Source organism: Methylocystis sp. JAN1 (assembly GCF_052186135.1).
Classification (GTDB): domain Bacteria; phylum Pseudomonadota; class Alphaproteobacteria; order Rhizobiales; family Beijerinckiaceae; genus Methylocystis.
The window spans coordinates 150,274-176,391 of sequence record NZ_CP181499.1 but is presented as its reverse complement, the minus strand read 5'-3'; the positions used below and the strand labels follow the sequence as shown (position 1 = coordinate 176,391).

Genomic DNA, 26,118 nt, shown 5'->3' with positions numbered 1-26,118 from the left:
AAGCGGGGCGACAGAAAGGGCTGAAGGAACGGGGGTTGCGCACAAACGCGAGAAAGAAAGCCGCGCGGTCACCACCAAAATCCGCGCGCGCCGTCTTCGCGGCGAGACGACCGATTTCGTCCAAGCGCGATCTTGTCGGATTAAGCCTTAAAGGCTGTGAATTACGAGGGAGTCTTGCAAAAACCAGAAGATTCAAAGTTATGCAATTTCGGAAAACCTGCATTGACCGCGAGTCCTATTTCGGGGCGGGAACCTCCTTCGAATTGTGTCTTGTATTTTAGCTAAAATGGGGAGCATAGTAGGAGTTGTTGGCCTTTATTTGACCTTGACAGTAAGTCACGGAACTAAGGCGAGTAGTATGAAAAACCGAGTATTTTCCGCGTGTGCGTTGATTGCCGCGTTTCTCGCATATGTCGCCACAGCCTTCGCTGCGGACGAAGTGCATTTTACGATCACCGGGCCCGACTCCGTCACGTTCGACTGGCGAGGGGCAAACAACCAAGACAATAAGATCAGTTACGGGACATGCTCGGGCTGCGTCGCCAATACGGTCACGGCTACGGCGCCAAGTCCGGCTCCAATTTCGTCCAGTGGTCCGTTTTTCGAGGCGAAGCTCGCGGGGCTTTCCTATAATACTGTTTATTATTACAAAATCGGAAGCAATCCCGAAAAGTCCTTCAAGATGCCTCCCGCACCTGGCGGGTCCGGTTTCGTCGTGGTCGCGGAAGGCGACATCGGCACCTCCAATTTATTCTCCAGGATGCCGATCGTCCAAAGCATGATCGCCGGGTTCAAGCCCGACCTTGCGCTCCTTGTCGGCGATCTCACCTATGCGAATCCCTACGGCCAGACGGAGGTGGATCGCCACTTCAACGACGTGATGGTGTGGTCCCAGTCCGCGGCGTACATGCCGGCCTGGGGGAACCACGAATGGGACGCCGCCTCCGACGACATGCGGAATTATCTAAGTCGTTTCGCGTTCCCCAACGCCAATACGTCGCCCACAGAGTCGTCTTTTGCACCGTCCTGTCCCCAGAACCTCGGCGAGGACTGGTATTGGTTCGACTATGGCAATACGCGCTTCATCGCTTATCCCGAACCTTTCGGGGCGTGCGGCGTATATGCCGACAATCCCACGGACTGGAACGATTGGTTCAATCGCGTTCAACCGGTTATGCAGGACGCGCAGAACAACGCGAACCTCAAGTTCATCGTCACCTTCGGGCATCGGCCTGCCTATTCGTCCGGCTATCACCCGGGCGATACGACCCTCCGAAACTATCTCGATTATCTTGGCGACCATTTCGCCAAATATGTGCTGAACATCAACGGGCATAGCCACAATTACGAGCGCAGCTCCGCACAGCATGGCGTGACGCATCTCACAGTCGGCACGGGCGGCGGCGACCTCGAGGCGAAGTCCGGCGCCTGTCTCTGGTCGTCCTGCCCGCCGCCGTCCTGGTCCGCCGCCCGCTTCATGCGGCTCGGCGTGACGAAGCTCGCCTTTGGCCCGACCGGGATATCGGGGCAGTTCATTTGCGGTCCGGCGGGAGGCGGCAAAAACGACGTCTCCTGCGGACAGGGCGATGTGATCGACACTTTCACGATCGGCGTCTATTCGCCGGCGCCCACGGCTGCGCTTAGCGCCCAGCCGACCGCGATAACGGGGGGACAGTCCTCGACGCTGACCTGGAGCAGCACCAACGCCACGTCTTGCGCCGGCACGGGTTTCAACACGAATAACGCCGTCTCGGGGAACGTCACAGTCACGCCTGCCGCGACGACCACTTATTCCGTGAACTGCACGGGCCCCGGCGGCGCGGCGCAGGCGAGCGCGACGGTTTCGGTCACCCCGGCCTTCACCTATACGCTCGCCGACGGCGGTCCGAAGTCCGTTCTGGTGGGCGGCTCCGTCTCGCAATCCGTCGTCGCCACTCTGACCGGCGGCGCGGCGCAATCGGTCGCGTTCAGCGTCTCGGGTTTGCCGAGCGGCGCCGCGCTGGCCCTTCCGTCCTGCGCCCCGACCTGCACGAGCACGGGAACGATCACGACGACGGCCGCCACGCCGCCGGCGTCCTATACGGTCACCGTCACGGGGGCTCCCAATAATGTGCAGGACATCTTCCTGCTGACGGTCAATCCGGACACAACTCCGCCCACCACGCCCGGCGGCCTTGCCGGCGTCGCGGTGTCCTCGACGAGGATCGACCTGTCCTGGACCGCTTCAACCGATCCGGACAACGCCTCCAGCCAGATCGTCTACAACATTTATCGCAACGGATCGAAAATCGGCGCGACCGGCGCGGGCGTTCTCACTTTCTCGGACACCGGCCTGACCGCGGCCACGACCTACAACTATACGATCGGCGCCGTCGATCCCGCGGGCAATCCCTCCGCGCTGACGAGCGCGATCGCCGTCAAGACGCTGGCGGATCCGAACGCGACGATCGTCACGTCTTTTTCCGGTCCTTCGTCGACTTCGACCTATCCGCCGCACAACGCCCTTTGCGTCGGTCCGAACCATGCCGTGATGATCGAAGGGTCACAGATCCAGTGGACGAATCTCACCGGCGGTTCGCCTGTCACGACAGGGGTCTACAGTTTCTTCGCGTCGCTCAATCCGACGAAGGGCCTGTACGATCAGCGCTGCGCGTTTGACACGGTCAACAAGCGCTTTGTCGTCATCATGGAATACGGCGCCGGCGCGCCGGACAGCGCGATTTACTTCGCTGTCTCCAAGGACGCCAATCCCAATGACGGCTGGTTGTTCGCCTCATTCAACACGCTGCTGACGATCAACGGGCAAACGAGCGCCTCGGATCGTCCGTCGCTGGCGGTCGATGGAACGAACGTCTATCTCACGGCGGCGCAATACACGACCGCAAGCCCGGTCGCCTATCTGGGAACGGAGGTCTGGGTCATCGACGCGGCGGCGCTCTACGCCAGCGGCGCGCTCAACGTCGTCGCGAACGAGCTGCTGCCCGCGAGCCAGGGACAATATTATGTCGCGGCCGACGGCGCCGGCAAAGCCTATCTCGCGGCCAATTGGCCGAGCGGCGGCCAAATGGTTCTCGGGCTGCAGTCCTACGATGCGGCCAGCAAGACGTTTGGCGCAACCAGCGCCATCGCGCTCGGCTCGATCGATCAGGGCGTCGCGAACGTCGCGCAGCAGCAGGGAACGGCCATCCTGATCGACGCCGGCGACAAGCGCGTCGCGAGCCTGGCCTACTCGAACAAAGTCCTTTGGGGCGCTTCCACCATGACGCCGCCAGGATCGAGCGCGCCGCTCGTTCACTGGTTCCAGGTCGACGTCACCAATCCCGGCGCTCCCGTCCTTCTCGGCCAAGGCGATGTTTCGGGCGCCGCGATCGGAAGCAATGTCGCGACCTTCAATCCATCGGTCGCGGCCGACGCGGGCGGGGACGTGATCGTCAATTTCGCGGTCTCCAGCCCGAGCATGTTCCCGGCGAACTATTACGCCGTTCGGAGAGCCGCCGACTCCGGCTTCGGCCCGGCGGCGCCGTATCAGACAAGCGGCGGATTCTACAATGACGGCTCGGCGAGCCCCCAGCGCTGGGGACTTTACTCCTCGGCGCTCGCCGACCCGAACAACGCCGCCTCGTTCTGGATATCCAACGAATACGCCAGCGCGAGCCATTGGTGGCAAACCTCCGTGGCGCAAGTCGCGATCCCGGGAGGGACGCGTCCGACGGCGACGCTGACGGCGAACCCGACGAGCATAGCGAGCGGCCAAACTTCGACGCTGACCTGGTCGTCGACGAATGCGACGTCCTGCACGGGCGCCGGTTTTTCGACGGGCGGGGCGACGAACGGAACGGCGTCCGTGACGCCGGCCGCGACGACCACCTACACCATGACCTGCTCCGGCGCGGGCGGGACGTCGAACCTGGCAAGCGCGACGGTGACGGTGACGGCGGCCGCGCAGCCGACGGCGACGCTGACGGCGAACCCGACGAGCATAGCGAGCGGCCAAACTTCGACGCTGACCTGGTCGTCGACGAATGCGACGTCCTGCACGGGCGCCGGTTTTTCGACGGGCGGGGCGACGAACGGAACGGCGTCCGTGACGCCGGCCGCGACGACCACCTACACCATGACCTGCTCCGGCGCGGGCGGGACGTCGAACCCCGCGACCGCGACGGTGACGGTGACGACGGGCGGCGTAACCAAGCGCTTCGACTTCAACGCGAGCTCCTCGGGTCCGACCGCGACCGGCTATACGGCCGTGCAATTGGTCGCCTATTCGGCCGCCCTCGGCTATGGCTGGCAGTCGATCGCCGCGATGGATTCGAGAAACCGCACCGACGTCGCCTCGCTCGTGGGTTCGCTCAGGCAGGACTTCCACAAGTCGACGGGCGCCTCCGGGTCCTATGACAGCAGCTTCCTCGTCGATTTACCCAACGGCGCCTACAGCGTGACGGTGTATCTCGGCGACGGCGACATGGCGCTGACCAATCAATATGTCGACGCCCAGGGGACGAAAGTCGTCGGGCCGATCAGCACGACCGATTGCGCCACCAACGTCGCCAGCTGCTCCCAGTCGTTCACCTTCCCGGTGACCGTCACGACGGGGCAGTTGAACCTGCGATTCTACACGACCAACGCAGCCTCGGTGTATTACGGCTACGCCGCCGTCGAAGGCGTCGACATCGTGTCGTCGAGCGGCGGCAGTCCGACGGCGACGCTGACGGCGAGCCCGACGAGCATAGCGAGCGGCCAAACCTCGACGCTGACCTGGTCGTCGACGAATGCGACGTCCTGCACGGGCGCCGGTTTTTCGACGGGCGGGGCGACGACCGGAACGGCGTCCGTGACGCCGGCCGCGACGACCACCTACACCATGACCTGCTCCGGCGCGGGCGGGACGTCGAACCCCGCGACCGCGACGGTGACGGTGACGACGGGCGGCGTAACCAAGCGCTTCGACTTCAACGCGAGTTCCTCGGGTCCGACCGCGACCGGCTATACGGCCGTGCAATTGGTCGCCTATTCGGCCGCCCTCGGCTATGGCTGGCAGTCGATCGCCGCGATGGATTCGAGAAACCGCACCGACGTCGCCTCGCTCGTGGGTTCGCTCAGGCAGGACTTCCACAAGTCGACGGGCGCCTCCGGGTCCTATGACAGCAGCTTCCTCGTCGATTTACCCAACGGCGCCTACAGCGTGACGGTGTATCTCGGCGACGGCGACATGGCGCTGACCAATCAATATGTCGACGCCCAGGGGACGAAAGTCGTCGGGCCGATCAGCACGACCGATTGCGCCACCAACGTCGCCAGCTGTTCCCAGTCGTTCACCTTCCCGGTGACCGTCACGACGGGGCAGTTGAACCTGCGGTTCTACACGACCAACGCAGCCTCGGTGTATTACGGCTACGCCGCCGTCGAAGGCGTCGACATCGTGTCGTCGGGACCATGACCCGCCGACGCTTGAGGGAATGAGCCGCCCGCTTGTCGCGAGCGGCTCGCTCTGTCGGCAACAGGTTTTGTCGCTTGCTCTATCGCGGCCGACAGGACCGCCGTTCGCCTTCGAGTTTCATGGGCGAAAGCGAGCTTGACTTTGCGGTCAGGCGAAATCATCATGAGCGCCGATGGTTCCCTTCGGGGATGAATAGGGAACTCGGTGCGCGCGTGATGGCGCAAAGCCGAGGCTGCCCCCGCAACTGTAAGCGGCGAGCCTTAGAGCCAAAAGCCACTGGGGAACCCTCCCTGGGAAGGCGGTTCAAGGCGACGACCCGCGAGCCAGGAGACCTGCCATCGTTCGTGGTCACGCGCGAGAGCGTCGGGCGGGGTGCACCGAGGCGGTCCAAAGCTGTCGTCGCGCATCAGGCGCGAATTTGACGGGCCAAGACCAATCGCAGTGACGGTCCACGTTGCTGCGAGTCTCAACTCATGCAGTTCGATTGCCTGTCCAACGCCCGTAAAGGCGTTTTGGCGCGTGCATCGCGCGCCGCCCTTCCGTGTCTCTTGCCCTTCGCACTTTCCTCCGCCAGCCTCGCTCAGCAGGCCTTGCCGGCGATCGACGTGGGGCAACGCCCCGCCGCCGCCCGGGACGCCACAAACAATGGCGCCGGTAACGATTCCGATTCCGCCGACCAGGAGATTGTCGTCACGCCCGACCGCGTGGAGGAGCCCCGGTCACGCACGGCCAGCTCCGTTTCGGTCGTCACTTCCGCCCAGATCGAGAAGCGGGCCTCTCTCGGGCTGGCTAATGCGCTGCGTGGCGTTCCAGGTCTGGATCTTTACGAGTCCGGCGGCCCCGGCACGCAAACATCGGTGTTTCTGCGGGGCGCGACGCCGGGCCAGACCCTTGTCCTGATCGACGGCGTTCGCGTCGGGGACGCCTCCTCGACGGACGGTTCGGTCGATCTCGGCATGCTCGCCGCGACGGACATCGATCGCATCGAAGTCTTGCGCGGTCCTCAATCCGCGCTTTACGGCTCCGACGCCATGGGCGGCGTCATCAACGTCATCACCCGCAAGGGCCATGGAAAGCCTCGAGGCTCGGTGATGCTCGAAGGCGGCGCCTATGGGACAGGACATACGCGCGCAACGGTCTCAGGCAGCGAGGACCGGCTCTCCTACGCTTTCTCCGTCGACGCGCTCCACACAGAGGCTTTCCCCCGCTACGGCTATCGCATCAACCGGCCCTTGACGATCGGAGACGGCGTCACCCCATTGCCGCCCCTTCCGCCGAACGACCCCACGAACCGTATGGGCGCGACGGCGCGTCTGGCTTACCAACTCACCGACGAGGTCTCGGTCGAGGGCGGCTTTACGGGATACGATAACGCCATTCGCTTCGACAATCCCTACGCCTTTGTCGCCGCCGACGTCTTCAACCCCGCCAATCACAGCCACGCCACCTTCGCGCAGGGCTACGCGCGCGTGGACGCCGGTCTCTTCGACCGCATGCTGCATAACCGCGTGACGATCTACGCCAACGAGACGATGCGCGACAATTGGCAGACTGAATCCTGTTTCGACGCGAACTTCAACGCCTATGCCTGTCGCCTTGGCTTTCGCGGCGACCGGCGCGGCCTGGAATATCAAGGCGATCTCAAGCTCGGAGTTTTCGGCCTCGCCACCTTCGGCATGGCGAACTGGACCGACAACTCTCATACATGGCAAGGCGGTCCGGTTCTGCCCGACCCCAAGGCGCCGGCCCATTTCGTGCAGACGACGCATTCCGGCTTCGCCCAGCATCAGTTCACGCTTTTTGATCGGCTCGATCTGATCTATGGCGGCCGCATCGACGCGGTGCAGAGCGGTCCGACTTTCATCACCTGGCGCACGACGGCGGCTTTTCGTTTCGACGAGACCGGAACGAAATTCCGCGGCTCCGCGGGGACCGGCGCGAAGGTTGCGTCGCTCTATCAGAGATTCAGCCAATATGGCGACCCGACTTTGAAGCCGGAGCGCAGCACCGGCTACGATGTCGGGTTCGACCAGAAATTGCTCGGAGATCGGGTGACGGCTTCCGTCAGCTTCTTTGATAATCGCTTCCAGAACCTCATCGACTTCGGCTCCGTCCCGACATGTTCGATCACCCAGGTCTTCGGGTGCTACTACAATGTCGGGCGCGTTGAGACGAAAGGCGTCGAGTTCGCCGGGGAGGCCGAAATCATTCCCGGAATGGTCAGGGCTCGCGCGAGCTACACCCGCCTCGTCGCGAAGAATCTCATGACCGAGCGCTCGCTCTTCCGCCGCCCGCCCGATAAGGGAATGGCGTCGCTCATCTATTCGGGAATCCCCGGTGCGGAGCTCGAAGCCCGTCTGCTGGCCGTGGGCGCGACGCCAGATTACGACTACATCAACGCCAAGCGCGTGACTCTCCCCGTCTATGCGAGAGTCGATCTCTACGCGAACTACAAGTTCGACGAACGCTTCTCGATTTTTGGCCGCATCGAGAATGTTGGGAACGCTTATTATCAGGAAGTCTACAACTATGGCGCGCCGGGGCGTTCGCTCTATGGCGGGATGAAGTTCACGTGGTGAGGAGGCGCAGATGACGATCTCTTTCGCGCAAGCGGAGCCGACGCGGATTGTCGATGTCGATGGAACGCCGCTCGATGTGTTTTCCTTGCCGACGGATCAGGCGAGTCTCGAAGAGCTATTGCGCGATCTCTTCGAGAATCATTGGCGGGAGATCACCTTCGGCATTCTCATTCAGGGAGCCGCCTGGGAGATGAAAGCCGATCGCGCGCCGACGCGGATCGGCATGCTTGACGGCTATCTGACCGTCGCGTTCGGCGCGCCTCATTTTCATGTCTGCATCGGCGAGACGAAGGGTTCGCGCAGCCGACCCACATCGCCCGAATTGGCGCGCCATCGGCAAACCTCGCGGGCGGAGATTTACCGCCGGATCGGACGCTCCTGCGCGCCGATGTCGTGGGGCGTCCAACTCTTCAACGGCGCGGGAGAGCAGCAGATCACGGTGCTGCTGCCCAATCCCTTCCTCGATCCGGACACCGACAAGATCCTGAAGAAGCCCGACTGGTCTCGCCTCGCCTTGTGGGACAAGCTTCGGGCGCGATGGTTCGGACTCCGTGATCCCGATCCAACCGACCGATCGGCGAGCCGCTTTGCGCACGCCTGATCGTCGCAACCATATCCCGGCGATCCAGGGACGACCGCCGGGGCCCCACCCTTCTCGTCGAGGCGACGACCGCCGAAGACGGGCGGAACCGATGGCGAGAGGGACCATTCGCCATCATCAGCATCAAGGAGATCTGACATGACCGCCATCGATTCGCCCTCTTACCTTTCCCGGCCTGCAATCGGCGTCTCGGCGCTGGCCGGCGCGAGCGTGTTATTCACGCTCGGCTTCGCTTGCGCCCTTCCGCTCGCCGCCTTCGCGGCGATCGCCGCCATGTCGTTCGACAGGCGCCAGGCTCTAGCGGCGATCGGCGCGGTATGGTTCGCCAATCAGGCATGGGGATTCGCCATGATGCATTATCCGATGGACGGCGAGACGTTCGCCTGGGGCGGCGCGCTGGGGATCATCGCCCTCCTTTCGTGCGAGGCGGCCGGAGCGGCGACGCGTCGGCTCTCCGGCGCCGTGGGCGTTTGCCTCTCCTTCCTGGCGGCGTTCGCGGCATATGAGGGCTCCCTGATCGCAATAGATTTGGCGACCGGCCAAAGCGCCGATGATTTCGCGGCGGCGACGATCATGCGGATTTTCCTCATCAACGCTTGCGCCTTCGGCGGACTTTGGGCGCTGAAGGCGGCCCTGGCGAGCCGGACGCCCGGCCGCAAGCTCTCGGCGACGCTCGCATCCCGCCACGCCTGAAGGCGCTTCGCGGAGCGCCTGATTGCGAGTGGGCGCTCCGCAGATTTGCTCCGATCACGGATACATCATGACAGAGCTGCCGTTCCGACCAGCCTTGGAGCCGCCATTCCTGATCGTTCGGTTCGAGAAGCCGCAACGAACGTTGGGATGGTCGATAACGAAGCCGGGCTTTGCCTCGGCGACAGAGGTCGTATGGCTTGAAGTCCGCGACGACGACCTTGCAGTTCATGTCGATCCGGTCGAGTTTGTCACGGCGAAGCTATCTTCGCGCGGTCTGGCGGGCGCCGCGGCCTTCCTGACCTCCCGCGAAATTCGGCGCCATCATCTCGCTCAATCCCGAATCGGCGTCGTCACGGTCACCTGCTTGACCACCGTCGGCCTGTCGAATGGCGAAAAGGTCGGAAAGCGCCACAGGCGGCGGACTTCCGCGATGGGGACGGTCAACACGCTGGTCCACGTCTCACGTCCGCTTTCAGACGGCGCCTTCGTCGAGACTGTTTCCATCGCGACGCAGGCGCGAACGGCCGCGATCGTCGAAACGAACGATCTCAGGGATGGACCAGCCATTAGCGGCACCGGGACGGATTGCGTCCTCGTCGCGGCGCCGGAAGGCGATGCGCCCGAAACATGCGCAGGCCTCCATACCGATCTCGGAGAGGCGATCGGCGCGGCCGTCTATGACGCGACATATGCGGGCGCGGCGGAGTGGAGCGCGGAACTCAAGCCAGCCAACGCAATTCAGTCGCCATGGCGCGCAACATGACCGCAAAGCTTTACACAAGGAAGGGCGACGGCGGAAAAACGAGCCTGTTCTCCGGCCGCCGCGCCCAGAAATTCGATCCGCGCGTCGCCGCGGTCGGCGATCTTGACGAATTGTCGGCGAGCATCGGACTGGCGCGCGTCGCCTATCCGCTCGCGAATGAGCCGCTGCGTCGCGCTCAGCGCGCGCTCTATATGATAAGCGCGATCGTCAGCGCCGAGGACCGCTCCATCAATATGAGCTTCGAGGAAGCGGAAGTCGGGGCGCTCGAGGTCGAGATCGATCGTGCGAGCGAGGAATTGCCCGAGCTTCGGGAATTCATCTTTCCCGGCGAAGCCGAACAGAGCTGCCGCCTCCATATGGCCCGCGCGGTCGCCCGTCGCGCCGAACGCGCGATCGCCGCTCTTGCCGAGCCGGCGCCGCCGGAATCCATTTTGGCTTATCTCAACCGTTTGAGCGACCTGCTCTTCGTTCTGGCGCGACAGGCCGATCATCGCATGGGGCAATCCGGGACGACTTTGCGCGCGTAGGCGACTTTTGCCGTGGCGCGCGCGATTGCGCCCCGACATTTCCTGCAAGCAATTCTCGACGGAGATTGTTCTCCGACCAAATGTCCTGGCCAAAGTTTTGGGCCTATGCTTTCATCGGATCCTTAAGATGGTTTTGAGGGACGACACGGCGTTCGCATAAATAATCGATGAGGAGAAGCGGATGAGAAGCTTAGCTCGACTGACCGCCGCTTGCATTCTTCTGATGACTTCCCCCGCAATAGCGGAGCAGTCCGGCAAGCCGAATATCCTCTTCATCGTGTCCGACGACACAGGTTACGGTGATCTCGGGCCTTATGGCGGCGGCGAAGGGCGAGGCATGCCGACGCCGAATATCGATCGGCTGGCGGATGGCGGTCTGACCTTTTTCTCCTTCTACGCCCAGCCGAGTTGCACGCCCGGCCGAGCCGCCATGCAGACCGGGCGCATCCCCAACCGCAGCGGCATGACCACCGTCGCCTTCCAGGGCCAGGGAGGCGGTCTGCCGAAGGCGGAATGGACCGTCGCGTCTGTCCTGAAGCAGGGAGGCTACCAGACTTACTTCACCGGCAAATGGCATCTGGGCGAGGCGGACTATGCGCTGCCGAACGCGCAGGGCTATGACGAGATGAAATATGTCGGTCTCTACCACCTCAACGCCTACACCTATGGCGATCCCACATGGTTTCCGGCCATGAACCCGGCTCTTCGCGAGATGTTTCAGCGCGTGACGAAGGGTTCGCTCTCGGGTAAGGCGGGGGAAAAGCCTCACGAAGACTTCAAGATCAACGGGCAATATGTCGACACGCCGGAGAAGGGCGTCGTGGGCATCCCGTTTTTCGACGGATATGTGGAGAAGGCCGCCATCGAGTTTCTCGAAAAGGCGTCGAAATCTGACAAGCCCTTCTATATCAACGTCAACTTCATGAAGGTCCACCAGCCGAACCTGCCCGCGCCGGAGTTCGAGCACAAATCGATGTCGAAGTCCAAATACGCCGATAGCGTCGTCGAACTCGACACGCGCATTGGCAGGATTCTGGACAAGCTCCGGGAGCTTGGCTTGGAGCAAAAAACGCTTGTGTTCTACACGACGGATAACGGCGCATGGCAGGATGTCTATCCCGACGCCGGCTACACCCCGTTCCGGGGCACAAAAGGAACGGTGAGGGAGGGTGGCAACCGGGTCCCCGCGATCGCCTCATGGCCAGGTAAAATAAAGCCCGGATCGAAGAATCACGAGATCGCCGGCGGGCTCGACCTGATGGCAACCTTCGCCTCGATTGCCGGCGTCCCTCTCCCCGAGAAGGATCGCGAAGGCAAGCCGATCGTTTTTGACAGCTACGATCTGTCCCCCATACTGCTTGGCACGGGAAAGTCTCCGCGTAGCGAATGGTTCTATTTCACAGAGAACGAGCTGTCGCCAGGCGCCGCGCGCGTCGGCAATTACAAGGCGGTCTTCAATCTCCGTGGCGATGACGGTCAGGAAACCGGCGGACTGGCCGTCGACACGAATTTGGGATGGAAGGGCGCGGAAAAATATGTGGCCACTGTGCCGCAGGTCTTCGACCTGTGGCAGGACCCGCAGGAGCGTTACGACATCTTCATGAATAACTATACCGAACGCACCTGGACGCTCGTGACGATCAACGAAGCCATCAGGAAGCTCATGCAGACCTACATTAAATATCCGCCGCGCAAATTGCAGAGCGAAGGCTACAGCGGTCCGATCACGCTTTCGCAATACGAGCGATTCCAGAACGTTCGAGAAATGCTGAAGAAGGAGGGCATCCATCTTCCCGAACCGACCGGGAACTAATACCGGCCTCTCGCGGGCAAGGCATAGCGCGCGAACCAGGGCGTCGCCGCGACGCTCCGGTCAAGGCCCGCCGCCCGGCGAAAGCTCAACGCTTCGCTTTTTGCGTTCGTCGGCGCATATGCGGTCTTCACGCCGACCGGGACGGGAAGGCGAGCACGTTTGACGAGAAAACGACGCCGACATCCGTCTCGCTGCGCCAGATCGTCCGAACGACAAACCGCTCTCCGGATTTCTCGATCACGAGGTTGAACACCTCAGGCAAAGCGATTTGCTGGTCGCAACGCACCCTGGCGCCGCAATCGCTTCGGTTGCGGATGACGCAATCAAAAGTCGACCGGCCGAAAAATTCGATTTTTCCGCCGAGCAAAGTTCTTCGTCTCAAAGATTGCCGCCGCTCATGCATGAACTCACTCTCGGCCCGGCCGCCGTAAAATCGAACCGGTTTTTCAGCCTTTGCGCGCTTTCGGTCAATCGTAATGAACAGTTAACCTTAATGGGCGTTTGAATCCCATTGTCACGGCCGCGTTGGCTCGCGGCCGAAATAGGGATGGGTTGGCGAGGGGCGCGTTAAGCGCGCTGGTTTGCGGAGACGATTTCTTCTCGCGTCAGTCATCGCCCTGACCCGGATTCGCGAACCAGTACACGATGCAAAACCCTGCCGTGATCAAGCCTGAGCCGAAAAGCGTTCCGGAAACGCCCTCGTTGGATATCGCATAGCTGCCGATGGATAACAGCAAGCCCGCCGTCGCCACGTAAAGCGGCGTCGGATCACGCTGGGGCGAACCGCTTTCGAGCTTGCTTCGCCATCCCATCTCGCCAACCCTTCTTCAACCGCCCGCCGTCCCGCCGCGCCTCTCAGGAATGACGCCGACGCCGCGGCGGCGCGAGCCTCCAGCCCGGTCTGCAGGGAGCCGAACACGAATCGGAAACATTTTGACAAAATTTGCGGATAGGTTCTCGTTATTCTAATGAATCGCAAAAATAGTCTTTGCGGTGATATTTGTCCGACGCAATAGAAGGCAAGAGATTTTTGCTCGCGGCACATGCTTGATCAAGACCTCTCTCCTCAGGCTCTCGCATATTCGGAAATCATCCTCGCGCGCGCCGCCTTGTCGCGTGCGATGCGGTTAGGTCTACGCGATGATGTAAGAAATGCGATCTGCCTGCTCCGCGCCGCTCGCATGGCCTACGCCTTCGAACTCTCGCGAGAGCCTTACTATTGGGGCGCGTAATGCGATGGGCGGCCCGCTCCTGCGGGCGCTTCATCATTGCTTAAGCAACGATAAGTCAGCGATCTGTTTCAATTTTCCGCAAAAGCGTTTGTTAAGCCATGTGGCGCGAAGGTCGCTCGGGCGCGAACGCCGAGGAGCGGGAGCATGGGCGCAAGGCTGCGGAGAATTTTGTCTGTAGGAGCGGCTGGGAAAAGCGCGGCTCCGAATGACGGGCTTGCGGGCCAATGCTGTGCGATCGCTATGATCATCGCCGCTTTGACCGCCTATTTCACCGAGATGTGGTTTATCTACAGCCTGGTTTGGCGACGTTGACCGGCTTTGGCGAACGGCGCGGGGCCTCGCGGACGCGGCGGGACTTCGCTTTTTTTTGCAGATCGGCGCATCGCGGCCGCATCATCGAGAAATCAGCTTTCGATCCGCAGGCGTGTCTTTCGTGGATTTGAGCAAGATCTCTTTAATTCCTGAGCCTCATGCTTCGCCGATCAAACCCTATATTTCACTCTTACCCAGGCTCCGAAAATGAGCGATAGGGCGTTATTTTTGTTTGCGGTTCTAACGTTTCTGATCGTCTTGACGTCAGTCGGCACATGCGTGCCGGCGTCTAATGTCGTCGAACTGCCGGGCGGCGCATCCGGTTGCTGTTCGTCGTGTCGATGATCCAAAGCGTTTGGCGAACGCCCCGGCCGCGGACGGTCGGGGCGTCTCAACTCATAGACGCGTCGCCTCGTCGATTTGATCAGACGCGAAAGGCGTCAGAAACTCGGCGGCGAATCCTCCATCGAAATGACGGACGATATTGGCGTAGGCGTTTCCGATCGAGACGCGTTCGCCTATCGAAGGGAGGCAGGACGTTTCAACGCTGACGCCGGAAGCCGAAAGGTCGCGAATTCGGACGATATGCTCGTCGCCCGCGCTTAAACGGAGGACGGCGAATTTCTGGAACGGTTCGATACGCTCGTGCCGCCTTTGGTCGTCCAGGCCCAGCGTCATGCGATTGGCGAACCATGTGAGCTTGTCGGCGAGCATTTCCCGCTTCCTGGCCGGCGCGTCGAACGCTATCGAGAAGCCGTCCTCATGGGTGCGGGCGACTTTGCCGGAGAAGCGCCCCAGAGCGTCGATGTAAACGACGACCTTTTCCCCTGCCTCCGGCTTTACGGCGCAGACGAGTTTCATCCCGCCGATTGAAATATCGACGGTCCGGCAATGGTGCTCAGCTTTTGACTCAAGCATATAGCGGCCAAAAAGGTCGATCTGGACGCGCTGGAAGCGGCGCCGGTCGGAATGCTTGAAGAGAGGCTCATAGCCGTCGAAAGAAGCGTGGAGATCGTGGAAGCTCATGCGTTTGTCCTCTGCCCCGGAGGGATGAGCGGTTCTACGAAATTCTCTTTAATACACGCCTACTTACGCACAACCATGCATGGCCGAAATCGGCTTGACCGCGGAGGATGACAGCGACGAGAGCCTGGCCGTGCGGCCTGCTGGGAAGCAGAGCCACAGAATAAAAAATGGCGCGTCTGGAAAGCGCCAAATAGCACGCAAGCAAATGAAAATAATAATGGATAAAGCGGGAAGGGATGCGAATTTCAGAATTCCATGAGAATTTTTCCTATCTCTTTGGAGATATTCGCATGCGGGCTTTTAGCCGAAATGCCTTGTCGGGCCTTTATTGCTGCTAACTTCACCAGATCGCGCGTGCAAAGCGCTTATTAGCTATTTTGACAATTTGACGCGTTTTTGGATTCGCAGGCTCGCTTCGGTCGATGTCCATTTCGGCGCCCCGCCAATCGCAATGTCACGCATTCTTACACTGGTCGCGGACCACACCCGCCCTATGTAATCGTTGCCCCGATAAGCCGACACTCAAGCTTCGTGGCTGAGGTGTCCAAAAAATAAGGGGGAAGCCATGACGCAAGATTTCCTTGTCACCGATCAGGCGGGCGTGTGGTTGTTCGAGCCTCTCAGCGAAGCGGCCCGGCGCTTCATGCGTAACTACCTGAGCTTCGAGGAGCTACTATGGCGGGATCAGGCCCTCGTCGTCGATTATCGCGACGCAGGGGCTCTCGCCGAAGACCTCGAAGACGAAGGCTTCACGCTGGCGACGCGCCACTAAATCATGCGTTTAGGCGGAATCGCATAAACGCAGACAATGTGATCGATTCGAAAGGTTGAGCGAGCCACGCTCTAAAACCTTGCAAGAGCGCGCTTCATGCCTTTAAAACGATCACGTTATCTGCGTTCAGACGACTCCGCCCGAGCGCAGGGCGATCGCCTCGACCGCGAATGTGGCTGCGGGGTCATTCTGCGGGACAAATGTGCGGCGCCGCGGACTTTTCTTATCGTCCGGCGCGGGATCCAAATTGCCAAATCTTTGGCATGGTCTTCCCGCTCGAATAGCCTAACTATAGCGTCGGCAGCTCCATCCATCGAAAATGCCGGGAGTGCTGACCATGGTGATCGAGATCAGCATCGCGCGCGCCGGAAAGCCGATCTTCCGCAGAACCTTCGATACTGCGGGGCCGGCGTCCATCGAAGAATTTCGAGTAGACTTCTACCAGAGTTTCGCCCGAAATTATCCCAAGCTGTCGCTTGACGATCCGAAAATCTCTCAGACCTGGACGCCGCTCCGCTCCACCTCCGTCATGGATATTCCGGAGGTTTCGGTTGCGCCTCGGCTTCGACTAGAAGACAGACGCCGGAAGCAAGCTTCTGGATAGCATGGCGATGCCACATTGCTCACTCGCAAATACGTTTGAAATCTATCGCTTCCGCGAGCGTCTGGCCGGCGGCGACGCGCAGCCGGAATCGCGCGACCCATTTAACGATGGAAGCAAACGCGTTTCCAGAAGAGAGCCAGGTTCATGAACACAGCGAATCTCCAACTCGAGGGCCTTTACGTGGTCGTCGCCACCATTCTTGAGGCTATGTGCGAAAAGGGAATTTTTCAGCGTGAGGAAATCGAGGCCTTGCTCGCCAAGGCCGAGTCCGCATTAAGCGCGGAGACAAGCCGGCCGCCGGAGATGCGAGACGCGAATGTGGAGGCGATCTGCTTCCCGGTCCGCCTTCTCAGGCAGGCGCTACAAATCTCGTCCGACGACGGGCAGGGCTACTCTTTCGCCGACCTCGCATCGCGAGTGGCCCAGGCCAAGCGAAAAACGTAGACAATCTCAGGCGCTCGTAGGAGAGCGGCAAATCAGCCGTCGCCCTGCTGTCGCTTTTTGTGGGTCGCCGTTCCACCTTTCTGGCCGGCTTCAGAGGCGAGCGCGTGGTCTCGCGAAAACGAGCGATTGGCCGGTTTCACCGATTGCCCGCCCTTTTTTCCCGCCTTCGCCGCCAATGCGGAATCCTGGGAAAAACTGCGCTTCTCGGCGGGCACGCTCTTGCCGCCCTTGCGCGCAATCTCGCGTCGCTTCTCCGCAGACATGGAGGCAAAGCCACGTTTGCTCTTTTCCGGCTCGTCCATGATCTTCTGCTCCGATCAGACACCGATAATAGAGCCAAACCGATAGTCATGACGCAGGCAAGCGTAGCCATTCCTCGTCGACGCGTCTGCGCGCGCGGCGCGCTCATTCGATCGCCGCGTCGTCCGCCAGGGGCAGCGTAAAGCTGAAGATCATCCCCCCGCCAGGGTTTGCTTCCGCCCAGAGGCGCCCGTTGTGCGCCTCTATGATCGACCGGGAGATTGAAAGGCCGACGCCGAGACCATGCTCTTTTGAAGTCGTGAAAGGTTCGAACAGCCTCTCTTTGACCCCGTCCAAAACGCCCGAACCGCTGTCCGCGACATCGACCTGCACGAACCGCTCGTCCCGACAGAAGGTCGAGACGATCAACTCGCGCCTCTCGCAGGCCTGCATCGCTTCGATGGCGTTACGCTTCAAGTTGATGAGCACCTGCTGGATCTGGACCCGGTTCGCAATCACGCGGTCATGCTGCGCCTCAAGCCGCGTCATCGTCGTCACGCGGTGAGACCGGGCCATCGCATCGGTGAATTCGCATGCGTCCCTGACGATCTCGTTGAGGTTTTCGTGGGTCTTCACGGTTTCGCCGCGTGAGATGAACTGCCTGAGATTTTCGAGAATGTCGCTCACGCGAAAGGTCTGTTCGCTGGCGCTTTCGATCGCTTTCCCCACGTCGCGCTCATCTTCCTTGAGAAGGCGCCGGGCCGCATTCAAATAGGCGTTGATGGCGGCAAGCGGTTGTCTGAGCTCATGCGCGAGGCCGACCGTCATGTTCTCGATCAGCGCAAGCCTGTTTTCATGGAGATCACGCATCCGAGCTTCGAATTTCTCTCGCTCGCTCAGATCATGGATGAAGCCGACGAAGTAACGGGCTCCAGCGTTCTCGACCTCGGATATGCCGAGTTCCATCGGGAAGACGGAGCCGTCCTTGCGTCGACCTTCGACCTGACGTCTCGTCCCGATTATTCGGGCGTGTCCGGTTGCAAGGTAGTTCGATATGTAATGGTCATGCTCGGACCGGTACGGCTCGGGCATAAGCATTCCGATGTTTTGGCCGATAACTTCCTCCGGCGCGTAGCCGAAAAGCCTGGCGGCCATCGGGTTGAAGGAGAGAACGCAGCCAGTCCCGTCGATGACGACGATGCCGTCGAGAGCAGCTTTAACGACCGCGGCCAGATAGGCCGCTTCTGAATTTTCTGACACGGCGAGCCTCGTGCTTTGCTTTAGGCAAAAAGCCGGCGGACGCGTTGGCAGAATAAGCCGATATTGGACAACCTCAGTTGGTCAAGTTCAAATTGAAAGCGAGGGGCAGTGGCAGCCGTCGTATTTCGGGCAATCGCAGCGTCTCGTCAGCGCCTCTCCAATCGTCTCCTTCACCGTCAGCTCCCTGTACGGTTTCATCACCAGGAAGGTCTTACTTGACAGTTCGGCGGGGATTTTGTGGGGCGTAGCCGTGATGAAGATCGCGGGAATGCGGCAGGTTTCAACGATTTCCAGCACCGCGTCCACGCCAGAGCTTCCGTCTGCCAGGTTAATGTCGCTCAAAAGAAGATCGGGGGCGGCCTGCCGCACGAGCGCGACCGCGCTCGATCGAGTCGCAGCGATTCCGATAACGCGCAGGCCGAGGTCTCTCACGATCCACTCCAGGTCGCCGGCGATTATCGGGTCATCTTCGATGATCAAAACGTGCGAGGGAGATTGTCGCATGGCCGGCATCGGTCCTGTTGCAGTCACGTTCTGGACTTGGAGCGGCTCGCGTCTACGCCAGCCTTATAGCACCTTGATTCGTCGGCGGTTCAGCTTCTCACCTCGTTCGAGTCGAAGTCATTCCGTAAAACTACGTAATTTAGATGGCTGATGGCGGTTTATCCGGCGCCAAAGGGTTAACGCGATGGATCAGGCAGACACATATGGGCGCTGATCCGATACAGACGCCCGTCAGCCAGAACTTTATCGGCCCACGCCTATCCGGGAAAAGGCGGCATTTCGAGCAACCTGGCGGGCTCGATCTCCGTCTGGCGCAGGCGCAGCGAGTTGGCGACGACGCTGACGGACGACAAAGCCATGGCGGCCGCCGCAATTGTCGGCGAGAGCAGCAAGCCGAAGTCGGGATAGAGAACGCCGGCGGCAAGCGGCACGCCGGCCGCGTTGTAGACAAAGGCGAAGAACAGGTTCTCCCGGATGTTGCGCATGGTCGCGCGCGACAGACGGCGGCCGCGCACGATGCCGCGAAGGTCGCCCTTGAGCAGGGTGACGCCGGCGCTCTCGATCGCCACGTCTGTTCCGGTCCCCATGGCGATTCCGACATCGGCAGCGGCAAGGGCCGGCGCGTCGTTCACCCCGTCGCCCGCCATTGCGACGATGCGCCCGGCCTGCCGCAGACGGGCGACGACTTTGCTCTTGTCCTCGGGGAGAATCTCGGCTTCCACCTCGCTGAGGTTCAATCGTCTCGCGACGGCGCGCGCTGAGGTCCAATTGTCGCCGGTGAGCATGACCACCGAGACCCCGTCGTCAAAGAGGGCCTGCAACGCGTCGGGCGTCGTCTCCTTGATCGGATCCGCAATGGCGATAATCCCCGCAGGGTGACGGTCGATCGCCACAAATATCGCCGTCGCGCCGTCTTCCCGCAGGCGCTCGGCGTCTTCGTCGAGCAAGCCGGCGTCGACGCCGAGCTCGGTTAGGAAGCGGCGGTTGCCGATCAAGACGGACTGCGCGCCAATACGGCCTGTGACGCCCTTTCCGACCGGCGAGTCGAAGTCCGAGGCTTCGCTGAGCGGAAGGCCTCGCGAAAGCGCGGCTTCGACGATCGCCTGTCCGAGCGGATGTTCGCTCGCCCGCTCCAGGCTCGCCGCGATCTTCAGGAGTTCGTTTTCGCTCAGGCCGGCGACTGGGCGGACGGCCGTGACCCTGGGCTTTCCTTCGGTCAGCGTGCCGGTCTTGTCCACGACCAGCGTGTCGATCTTCTCGAAGCGCTCCAGAGCCTCGGCGTTCCTGATGAGCACGCCATATTGCGCGCCGCGTCCGATCCCGACCATCACCGACATCGGCGTCGCGAGGCCAAGCGCGCAGGGGCAGGCAATGATCAACACCGAGACGGCGGCGACGATGCCATAACTCATGCGCGGCTCGGGCCCCCAAAGCGCCCAGGCGGCGAAGGAAAGCACGGCGACGAGGATGACGAGCGGCGCGAACCAGCCGGAAACCTGATCCGCGAGCCGCTGAATGGGGGCGCGGCTTCGTTGGGCTGACGCCACCATCTCCACGATGCGCGAAAGCATCGTGTCGGCGCCGACCTTCTCGGCCCGCATGATGAAACCGCCAGTCTGGTTGAGCGTCCCGCCGATGATCTTGTCGCCGACGTTCTTCGTCACGGGCATGGACTCGCCGGTGATCATGGATTCGTCGACCGTGCTGCGGCCTTCGAGGAGTTCGCCGTCGACGGGCGCTTTTTCGCCCGGGCGCACGCGCAGCCTGTCGCCGACATGAACCTGCTCGAGAGCGACCTCTTCGTCGGATCCGTCCTCTCTGACCCTTTTCGCGGTCACAGGGGCCAGATCGAGAAGCGCGCGAACGGCGCCGCCGGTTTGTTCGCGCGCGCGCAATTCGAGGACCTGGCCAAGCAATACAAGCACGGTGATGACCGCCGCCGCCTCGAAATAGATCGGGACTGAATCGCCGTCGCCGCGAAAGGCCGGCGGAAACAGCGACGGCCCCAATGTGGCGACGACGCTGTAAAGCCAAGCGACGCCCGTCCCCATGGCGATCAGAGTGAACATATTGAGATTGCGGGTCACGAGCGATTGCGCGCCCCGCACGAAGAAGGGCCAGCCTGCCCATAGGACGACCGGCGTGGCGAGGACGAGTTGCGCCCAGTTCGATAGTTGCGGCGCGAGGTAGCGATGAAGTCCGAGAAAATGCCCGCCCATTTCGAGAACGAACACCGGGACCGTCAGGGCGAGGCCGATCCAGAAGCGCCGCGTCATGTCCGCGAGTTCGGCGTTCGGAGCCTCGTCCGTGGTGGCGACCAGAGGCTCCAGGGCCATCCCGCAGATCGGACAATGGCCGGGACCGATTTGCCGGATTTGCGCGTGCATGGGGCAGGTATAGACGGCGCCCTCGATAGCCGGCGAGCGGATCGATTCAGCTCCGTCGACCGGCGCGCCCTGATGCTGGCGATGTCCAGAATGATCATGGAGACGTTCAGGATTCATCGCTTATTCCTCCGGGCCGGGCGGTCTTGCTGGATGGCGTCCATACGGGCGGCTCCCGATGAGGCGCGGTGCGATGGAGCATCTTAGCCGCTCGCCGAGGCGCGAGAAAAGGCCGGTCTTGGTTGAGAAGCCGTCGCTGCTTGGTTTGGGCGGAGGGCGGCGCTTGTCTCGATCGGCGGGGAGGGATCGCGCCCTCTCAACCTGACGCGTATTTCGCGCTCCCCCGCGCAATTGGCGCCGGGCCCGTTCTTTGCTCGCAAGCGCGGGCGCACAGAAGCGGCCGCTGCTTCGCCGTGTAAAGATCCTACGGCTTTGACAGAGCCGGCGACGCATATTGCCCGGGCGCCGACCGCATCCGAAGCAGTCGCGCGTAGAAAAACAAATCTGATCGAAATGTATCTCCCCCTGCCGACCCACTCTATCTACCTTCGTAGGGTCTGCGCGCGCCCCCGTGGCGCTAAGGAATTTCCACATGGTCAGTCCGACCGACGGCGACGGCCAATCTTCCGGACTCTTGGCGATGGGCGGCGTCGGCGCAGCAATCGGCGCTGTGCTGGGCGTTATGGCCGGAGGGATGGCCTTCGCCTTCGCGGGCGCGTTGCTGGGCGCCGTGATTGGGGCGCTCCTGGGGGCTTGGCTGCAACCCTCAGCGTGAAGAACAGGGACTTTGATCACGCGTGCTGGACGCCCTGCTTTTCCTTGTCGACTTCGCCTCACGCCATCGCCGCATCGTTATTGTCCTTTGGTTGGCGCTTGCCTTTGCGGCCGGCGCCTATGCGTTCTCCGCCTTCGCGCTCGATACGGACGTCAACAATCTGATCTCGCGCGATCTGCCGTGGCGAAAGCGGGAGCTTGCCTATCAAGCCGCGTTTCCGCAGGGGAAAGACACGATTCTCGTCGTGGTCGACGCGCCGACCGCCGAGCAGGCGGGCGCCGCCTCTCGCGCGCTCGCCGGGGCGCTGCAGGATCAGCCGGCGCTTTTCCATGCGGTGCAAGAGCAAGGAGGGGGACGGTTTTTTGTGCGGAACCGCTTCATGTTCTTGCCGACCGCCGAGGTCGAAAACCTTACCGATCAGCTGGTCAGGGCAAAGCCCATCCTCACCTTTCTTGTCAGCGACCAGAGCTTGAGAGGTGTCGCCAAGACGCTTGTATATATTTTGCACGGGCTGCAAGTCGAAGGCTATTCGCTCGATAGCGTCGCCAATCCCTTGAACGCCGCCGCCGACATTCTGGACAGAATTGCGCAATCGCAGCCTGCGGCGTTCTCCTGGGCCGGGCTGATGCGGAGCGCGTCGGAACCGTCCGGTCGCAGGCGGTTGATTTTGGTGCAGCCGAAACTGTTCACCAACGAACTCGAACCCGGAAAAAAAGCGAGCGATTCCATCCGTAATGCTGCGGCGGCGCTCGACCTGCATGCGAAATTTCAAGCGGTCACGCGCCTGACCGGCCCCGTGCCGCTCGCTGACGAGCAGTTTGCCAGCGTGCGGGAGGGAAGCGCCTTCAACGGGGTCGTCACCGGATTTATCGTCATCGCAATTCTATGGGCGGCGCTTCGGTCTCTCCGACTCGTCGCGGCCGTCGTTGTGTGTCTGGCCGCCGGCCTGCTCGTGACGGCTGGCGTCGGTCTTCTCGTCGCCGGGGCTCTCAATCCGATCTCCATCGCCTTCGCCATGCTGTTCATTGGCTTGGGCGCGGATTTCGCCGTCCAGTACACGGTTCGATTTCGTGCGCAGCGCCACGAAGTTATCGAAATTCGGGAGGCGCTGAAGCAGGCGACGGAATTCATCGGCGTTCCGTTGACGCTGGCGGCCGTGTCGGCCGCGGCCGGCTTCCTTTCGTTCATGCCGACCCATTATCGGGGCCTCGCCCAGCTCGGGGAGATCGCCGGTCTTGGCATGATCGTGGCGTTCGCTTTGACCTTCACGCTGTTGCCGGCGCTTCTTCAGTCGATCGGAGCGCCGATCGAGCGCCGTGCGATCGGACAGCCGGGATTGGCTCCCGTCGATCGTTTCCTCCGGCGGCGGCGAGACCTGATCATCGGAGGAACGGCGCTTTTCGTCACGGCGGGCGTATTTTTTCTTCCCGCTCTGTCATTCGATTTCAACCCTCTCCACCTTCAGCGAAAGACTTCCGAAGCCGTTCAAACCTTCATGGAGCTTAGCCGCGATCCATACATGGACGCGAACTCGGCGCAGATTGTGATCGGCCCTGACCAGGACGCTCGGGCAGTCGCGGCCAAAATAGCGACCATTCCCAATGTCGCGGAGAGCCGCACGATCCATTCTTTCATTCCTTCCGATCAAAACGCGAAGCTGGATCTTGTTCACCGAGCGGGAGAAGCCCTTCTTCCGGCGCTGCAGCCGCCCCTGAAGCCGACTCCGACGGATCACGAGAGCGTATCCGCCCTGGAAACAGCAAAAAAAGAACTTGAGAGCGCCGCGGGGAAAGAGCGCGGCGCTGGAGCGCAGGCTGCGCGGCGCCTGGCGAACGATATCGGCGCGCTGATCAGCGCCGACGCCGTCGTTCGGGAGCGCGCCGCGAAGGCCTTTCTCGAACCGCTCAAGGAAGATATTGGCGCTTTGCAGCTTTCGCTCAATCCAGCGCCCGTGACGCTCGAATCGTTGCCGCGCGACTTCGTGCGCTTATGGATTTCCGAGGATGGACGCCAAAGAGTCGGCATCCTTCCCAAAGGCGATCCCAACAGCGACGCGACCATTCGGGATTTTGCAAGCGCGGTTCTCGCCGTGGAGCCCAATGCGACGGGGCAGGCCATCGCGGTTCTGATGTGGTCCAGGACGATGATCGCGGCGCTGGCGCAGGCGGCGCTCATCGCCTTCTGCGTCATCGCGATCATTCTCTGGATACCGCTGCGAAGGATCGGCGACGTCCTTTTGACCCTGGTCCCGCTCATCGTCGCTGCGATCGTCACGCTTGAGATCTGCGCGCTCAGCGGTTTCAAACTGAACTACGCCAATATCATCAGCTTTCCGGTGCTGCTTGGCGTCGGCGTCGCGTTCAAAATCTACTATATCGCCGCCTGGCGGCGAGGAGAGAGCGCCTTTCTTCAGTCGCCCCTGACGCGTGCGGTGTTCTTTAGCGCGTTGCTCACGGCGACAGCCTTCGGAAGCCTATCCTTGTCGAGCAATCCTGGCATGTCGAGCATGGGTCAACTCCTCGCTCTCTCCCTCGCCTGCACGCTCGCGTCGGCCGTCCTGTTCCAGCCCGCTCTGATGGGAGAACCTCGACAAGACGCTTTCCCTGGAGCCCTTCGGGCAGTCGTTCCCGGCTGGCGAAACGCGGCCCTTGAGCGGGCGCCGGACGAAGGCGAACGCCTCAACGCGAGCCGGCCGCCCTCAAGTTAATTGTCCGCGATCGCAAAGTGAGCGGTGAAATGGCGGAGGAAGGGCGGCTGCCTGATTATTCGGAATGGTCTGATCGCGTCACGGTTGCGATGGACCGATTCGAGAACCTCGATCACATAATCGAAATGGCTCTGGGTATAGACCCGTCGCGGAAAAGCTAATCGCACCAGTTCATGAGGCGCCGGCATTTCGCCGACGCCCTCCGAGGCCGGCCTACCAAACATGACGCTGCCGAGCTCAACCGCGCGAACGCCCCCTTCGAGGTAGAGCGCGTTTACGAGGCCGATCCCCGGATAATCGCTCGAGGTCAGATGCGGGCAGAACGCCGCGGCGTCGATGAATACGGCGTGCCCTCCTGGCGGGCGGACGAGGGGGATATTCCGAGCCAAGAGCCTTTCCGCGACATACTCCACGGTGGCGTGGCGATAACGCTGATAGTTGATCTCCAGAGCCTCCATCAATCCCACGGCGACGGCTTCCAGATCCCGACCTGCAAGCCCGCCATAAGTCGGGAAGCCCTCTGTCAGGATAAGCAGGTTACGAAAATCCTCCGCCCAATAATCGTCGTTGCAGGCGAAAAATCCTCCAATATTGGCAAGGCCGTCCTTCTTGGCGCTCATCGTCGCGGCGTCAGCCAGCGAGAACATTTCTTGAGCGATCTCAAGCAGGTCGCGATCCGAATATCCAGGCTCGTGCTGATTTATGAAAAAGGCGTTCTCTGCGAAACGGCAAGCGTCGATAACCAACGGAATGGCGCGCCGCTGAAGTATTTGCTTTACACTCTTGATGTTCTGCATCGAAACAGGCTGGCCGCCGGCTGTGTTGTTGGTTACGGTGATCATGCAAAAGGGAATGTTTTCCGCGCCCTCGGCCTGGATCAGCCTTTCCAGTCCCGCGAGGTCCAGGTTTCCTTTAAACCGATCCTCCGAGCAAAGATTCCGCGCTTCCGGAGCCAGTAAATCAATCGCCTTGGCGCCTACATATTCGATATTGGCTCGCGTTGTGTCAAAATGACTGTTGTTTGGAACGACGTTTCCGGGTCTTAGGCGCGTGGCGGCGAGCACGCGCTCAGCGGCTCGGCCTTGATGGGTCGGGAAGACGTGCCTGAATCCAGTGATGTCGCGAACAGCTTTTTCGAACCGCCGCCAGGATGAGCTGCCGGCGTAGCTTTCATCGCCGATCATCATCGCCGCCCATTGCCGGTCGGACATCGCGCCGGTGCCGCTATCCGTCAATAGGTCGATTGTTACGTGTTCGGCGTCCAGCAGGAAGACATTATATTGCGCCGCTTCGAGAAGCCGCTGCCGCTCTACGCGGGCGGTGATGGGCAACGCCTCGGTCATCTTGATTCGAAACGGCTCGATGATCGTGTGCATGCGGCGCGTCCTCGCGGTCGCTTTGCAAATAGGGCCGCAGCCATGTTCAGCGAGAGGCCGCTGTCTCGG

At 61.5% G+C, this 26,118-nt stretch carries 20 protein-coding genes and 1 riboswitch; of the genes, 12 read left to right on the top strand and 8 right to left on the bottom strand.

From position 1 onward, the window contains the following. The first annotated feature begins 358 nt into the window (after positions 1-358). The 7 genes from ACNHKD_RS00795 (at position 359) to ACNHKD_RS00765 (ending at position 12,413) form a co-directional block, all read left to right on the top strand. Positions 359-5,437, top strand: coding sequence for a metallophosphoesterase (locus tag ACNHKD_RS00795; RefSeq protein WP_442755235.1), 5,079 nt, complete (start codon positions 359-361; stop codon positions 5,435-5,437). A gap of 156 nt (positions 5,438-5,593) precedes the next feature. After that, positions 5,594-5,791, top strand: a riboswitch (cobalamin riboswitch). A gap of 119 nt (positions 5,792-5,910) precedes the next feature. After that, on the top strand, positions 5,911-8,016 hold the full coding sequence (locus tag ACNHKD_RS00790) for a TonB-dependent receptor plug domain-containing protein (RefSeq protein WP_442755234.1): 2,106 nt from the start codon (positions 5,911-5,913) through the stop codon (positions 8,014-8,016). Between the two features lie 10 nt (positions 8,017-8,026). Further along, positions 8,027-8,617: a DUF7676 family protein gene (locus ACNHKD_RS00785; RefSeq protein ID WP_442755233.1), complete on the top strand. Its 591-nt coding sequence runs from the start codon at positions 8,027-8,029 to the stop codon at positions 8,615-8,617. Between the two features lie 138 nt (positions 8,618-8,755). Next, positions 8,756-9,310: a hypothetical protein gene (locus ACNHKD_RS00780; protein WP_442755232.1), complete on the top strand. Its 555-nt coding sequence runs from the start codon at positions 8,756-8,758 to the stop codon at positions 9,308-9,310. 67 nt (positions 9,311-9,377) lie between these two features. After that, the gene (locus ACNHKD_RS00775; protein WP_442755231.1) at positions 9,378-10,073 is read left to right on the top strand and encodes an adenosylcobinamide amidohydrolase; all 696 of its coding nucleotides are present in this window, start codon (positions 9,378-9,380) and stop codon (positions 10,071-10,073) included. Further along, positions 10,070-10,600, top strand: coding sequence for a cob(I)yrinic acid a,c-diamide adenosyltransferase (locus tag ACNHKD_RS00770; RefSeq protein WP_442755230.1), 531 nt, complete (start codon positions 10,070-10,072; stop codon positions 10,598-10,600). Before ACNHKD_RS00775 ends, ACNHKD_RS00770 begins: the two co-directional genes overlap by 4 nt. Positions 10,601-10,781: 181 nt before the next feature. After that, complete coding sequence (locus ACNHKD_RS00765) at positions 10,782-12,413, top strand: arylsulfatase (RefSeq protein ID WP_442755229.1); 1,632 nt, start codon at positions 10,782-10,784, stop codon at positions 12,411-12,413. 127 nt (positions 12,414-12,540) lie between these two features. Here ACNHKD_RS00765 and ACNHKD_RS00760 read toward each other — a convergent pair whose 3' ends face one another. The 3 genes from ACNHKD_RS00760 to ACNHKD_RS00750 form a co-directional block, all read right to left on the bottom strand. Next, on the bottom strand, positions 12,541-12,795 hold the full coding sequence (locus ACNHKD_RS00760) for a PilZ domain-containing protein (RefSeq protein WP_442755228.1): 255 nt from the start codon (positions 12,793-12,795) through the stop codon (positions 12,541-12,543). A 223-nt stretch (positions 12,796-13,018) separates the two neighbouring features. After that, a complete protein-coding gene (locus ACNHKD_RS00755) occupies positions 13,019-13,225 on the bottom strand; it encodes a hypothetical protein (protein WP_442755227.1) in 207 nt (68 codons plus the stop codon). 1,128 nt (positions 13,226-14,353) lie between these two features. Next, the gene (locus ACNHKD_RS00750; RefSeq protein WP_442755226.1) at positions 14,354-14,983 is read right to left on the bottom strand and encodes a PilZ domain-containing protein; all 630 of its coding nucleotides are present in this window, start codon (positions 14,981-14,983) and stop codon (positions 14,354-14,356) included. A gap of 565 nt (positions 14,984-15,548) precedes the next feature. Here ACNHKD_RS00750 and ACNHKD_RS00745 point away from each other — a divergent pair. The 3 genes from ACNHKD_RS00745 to ACNHKD_RS00735 all read left to right on the top strand — a co-directional run bounded on the left by ACNHKD_RS00745 (position 15,549) and on the right by ACNHKD_RS00735 (position 16,803). Then, the gene (locus ACNHKD_RS00745; protein WP_442755225.1) at positions 15,549-15,755 is read left to right on the top strand and encodes a hypothetical protein; all 207 of its coding nucleotides are present in this window, start codon (positions 15,549-15,551) and stop codon (positions 15,753-15,755) included. Positions 15,756-16,092: 337 nt separating this feature from the next. Further along, complete coding sequence (locus tag ACNHKD_RS00740) at positions 16,093-16,359, top strand: hypothetical protein (protein ID WP_442755224.1); 267 nt, start codon at positions 16,093-16,095, stop codon at positions 16,357-16,359. 144 nt (positions 16,360-16,503) lie between these two features. Further along, positions 16,504-16,803: a hypothetical protein gene (locus ACNHKD_RS00735; RefSeq protein WP_442755223.1), complete on the top strand. Its 300-nt coding sequence runs from the start codon at positions 16,504-16,506 to the stop codon at positions 16,801-16,803. A 32-nt stretch (positions 16,804-16,835) separates the two neighbouring features. On the opposite strand, the gene ACNHKD_RS00730 is transcribed toward ACNHKD_RS00735, so the two are convergent. The 4 genes from ACNHKD_RS00730 to ACNHKD_RS00715 all read right to left on the bottom strand — a co-directional run bounded on the left by ACNHKD_RS00730 (position 16,836) and on the right by ACNHKD_RS00715 (position 21,311). Then, on the bottom strand, positions 16,836-17,105 hold the full coding sequence (locus tag ACNHKD_RS00730; protein ID WP_442755222.1) for a general stress protein: 270 nt from the start codon (positions 17,103-17,105) through the stop codon (positions 16,836-16,838). 103 nt (positions 17,106-17,208) lie between these two features. Further along, positions 17,209-18,303, bottom strand: a complete 1,095-nt coding sequence (locus tag ACNHKD_RS00725; RefSeq protein WP_442755221.1) for a two-component system sensor histidine kinase NtrB — start codon at positions 18,301-18,303, stop codon at positions 17,209-17,211. A gap of 87 nt (positions 18,304-18,390) precedes the next feature. After that, positions 18,391-18,816 carry a response regulator gene (locus ACNHKD_RS00720; protein ID WP_442755220.1) on the bottom strand — a complete coding sequence of 142 codons (426 nt, stop codon included), beginning with the start codon at positions 18,814-18,816 and terminating at the stop codon, positions 18,391-18,393. A gap of 248 nt (positions 18,817-19,064) precedes the next feature. Beyond that, entirely contained in the window at positions 19,065-21,311 is a 2,247-nt protein-coding gene (locus tag ACNHKD_RS00715; RefSeq protein WP_442755219.1) for a copper-transporting P-type ATPase, read from the bottom strand. A 472-nt stretch (positions 21,312-21,783) separates the two neighbouring features. Between ACNHKD_RS00715 and ACNHKD_RS00710 the strand changes: the two genes are divergently transcribed. Together ACNHKD_RS00710 and ACNHKD_RS00705 are read left to right on the top strand one after the other, a co-directional pair. Then, positions 21,784-21,966 carry a hypothetical protein gene (locus tag ACNHKD_RS00710; RefSeq protein ID WP_442755218.1) on the top strand — a complete coding sequence of 61 codons (183 nt, stop codon included), beginning with the start codon at positions 21,784-21,786 and terminating at the stop codon, positions 21,964-21,966. A 22-nt stretch (positions 21,967-21,988) separates the two neighbouring features. Beyond that, positions 21,989-24,673 (top strand): MMPL family transporter, encoded by a 2,685-nt coding sequence (locus tag ACNHKD_RS00705; RefSeq protein WP_442755217.1) that lies wholly within the window; start codon positions 21,989-21,991, stop codon positions 24,671-24,673. Here the strand turns inward: ACNHKD_RS00705 and ACNHKD_RS00700 are convergent. Continuing rightward, positions 24,670-26,049: a tryptophanase gene (locus ACNHKD_RS00700; protein WP_442755216.1), complete on the bottom strand. Its 1,380-nt coding sequence runs from the start codon at positions 26,047-26,049 to the stop codon at positions 24,670-24,672. The two genes, ACNHKD_RS00705 and ACNHKD_RS00700, sit on opposite strands and share 4 nt — an antisense overlap. Between the last annotated feature and the right edge of the window lie 69 nt (positions 26,050-26,118).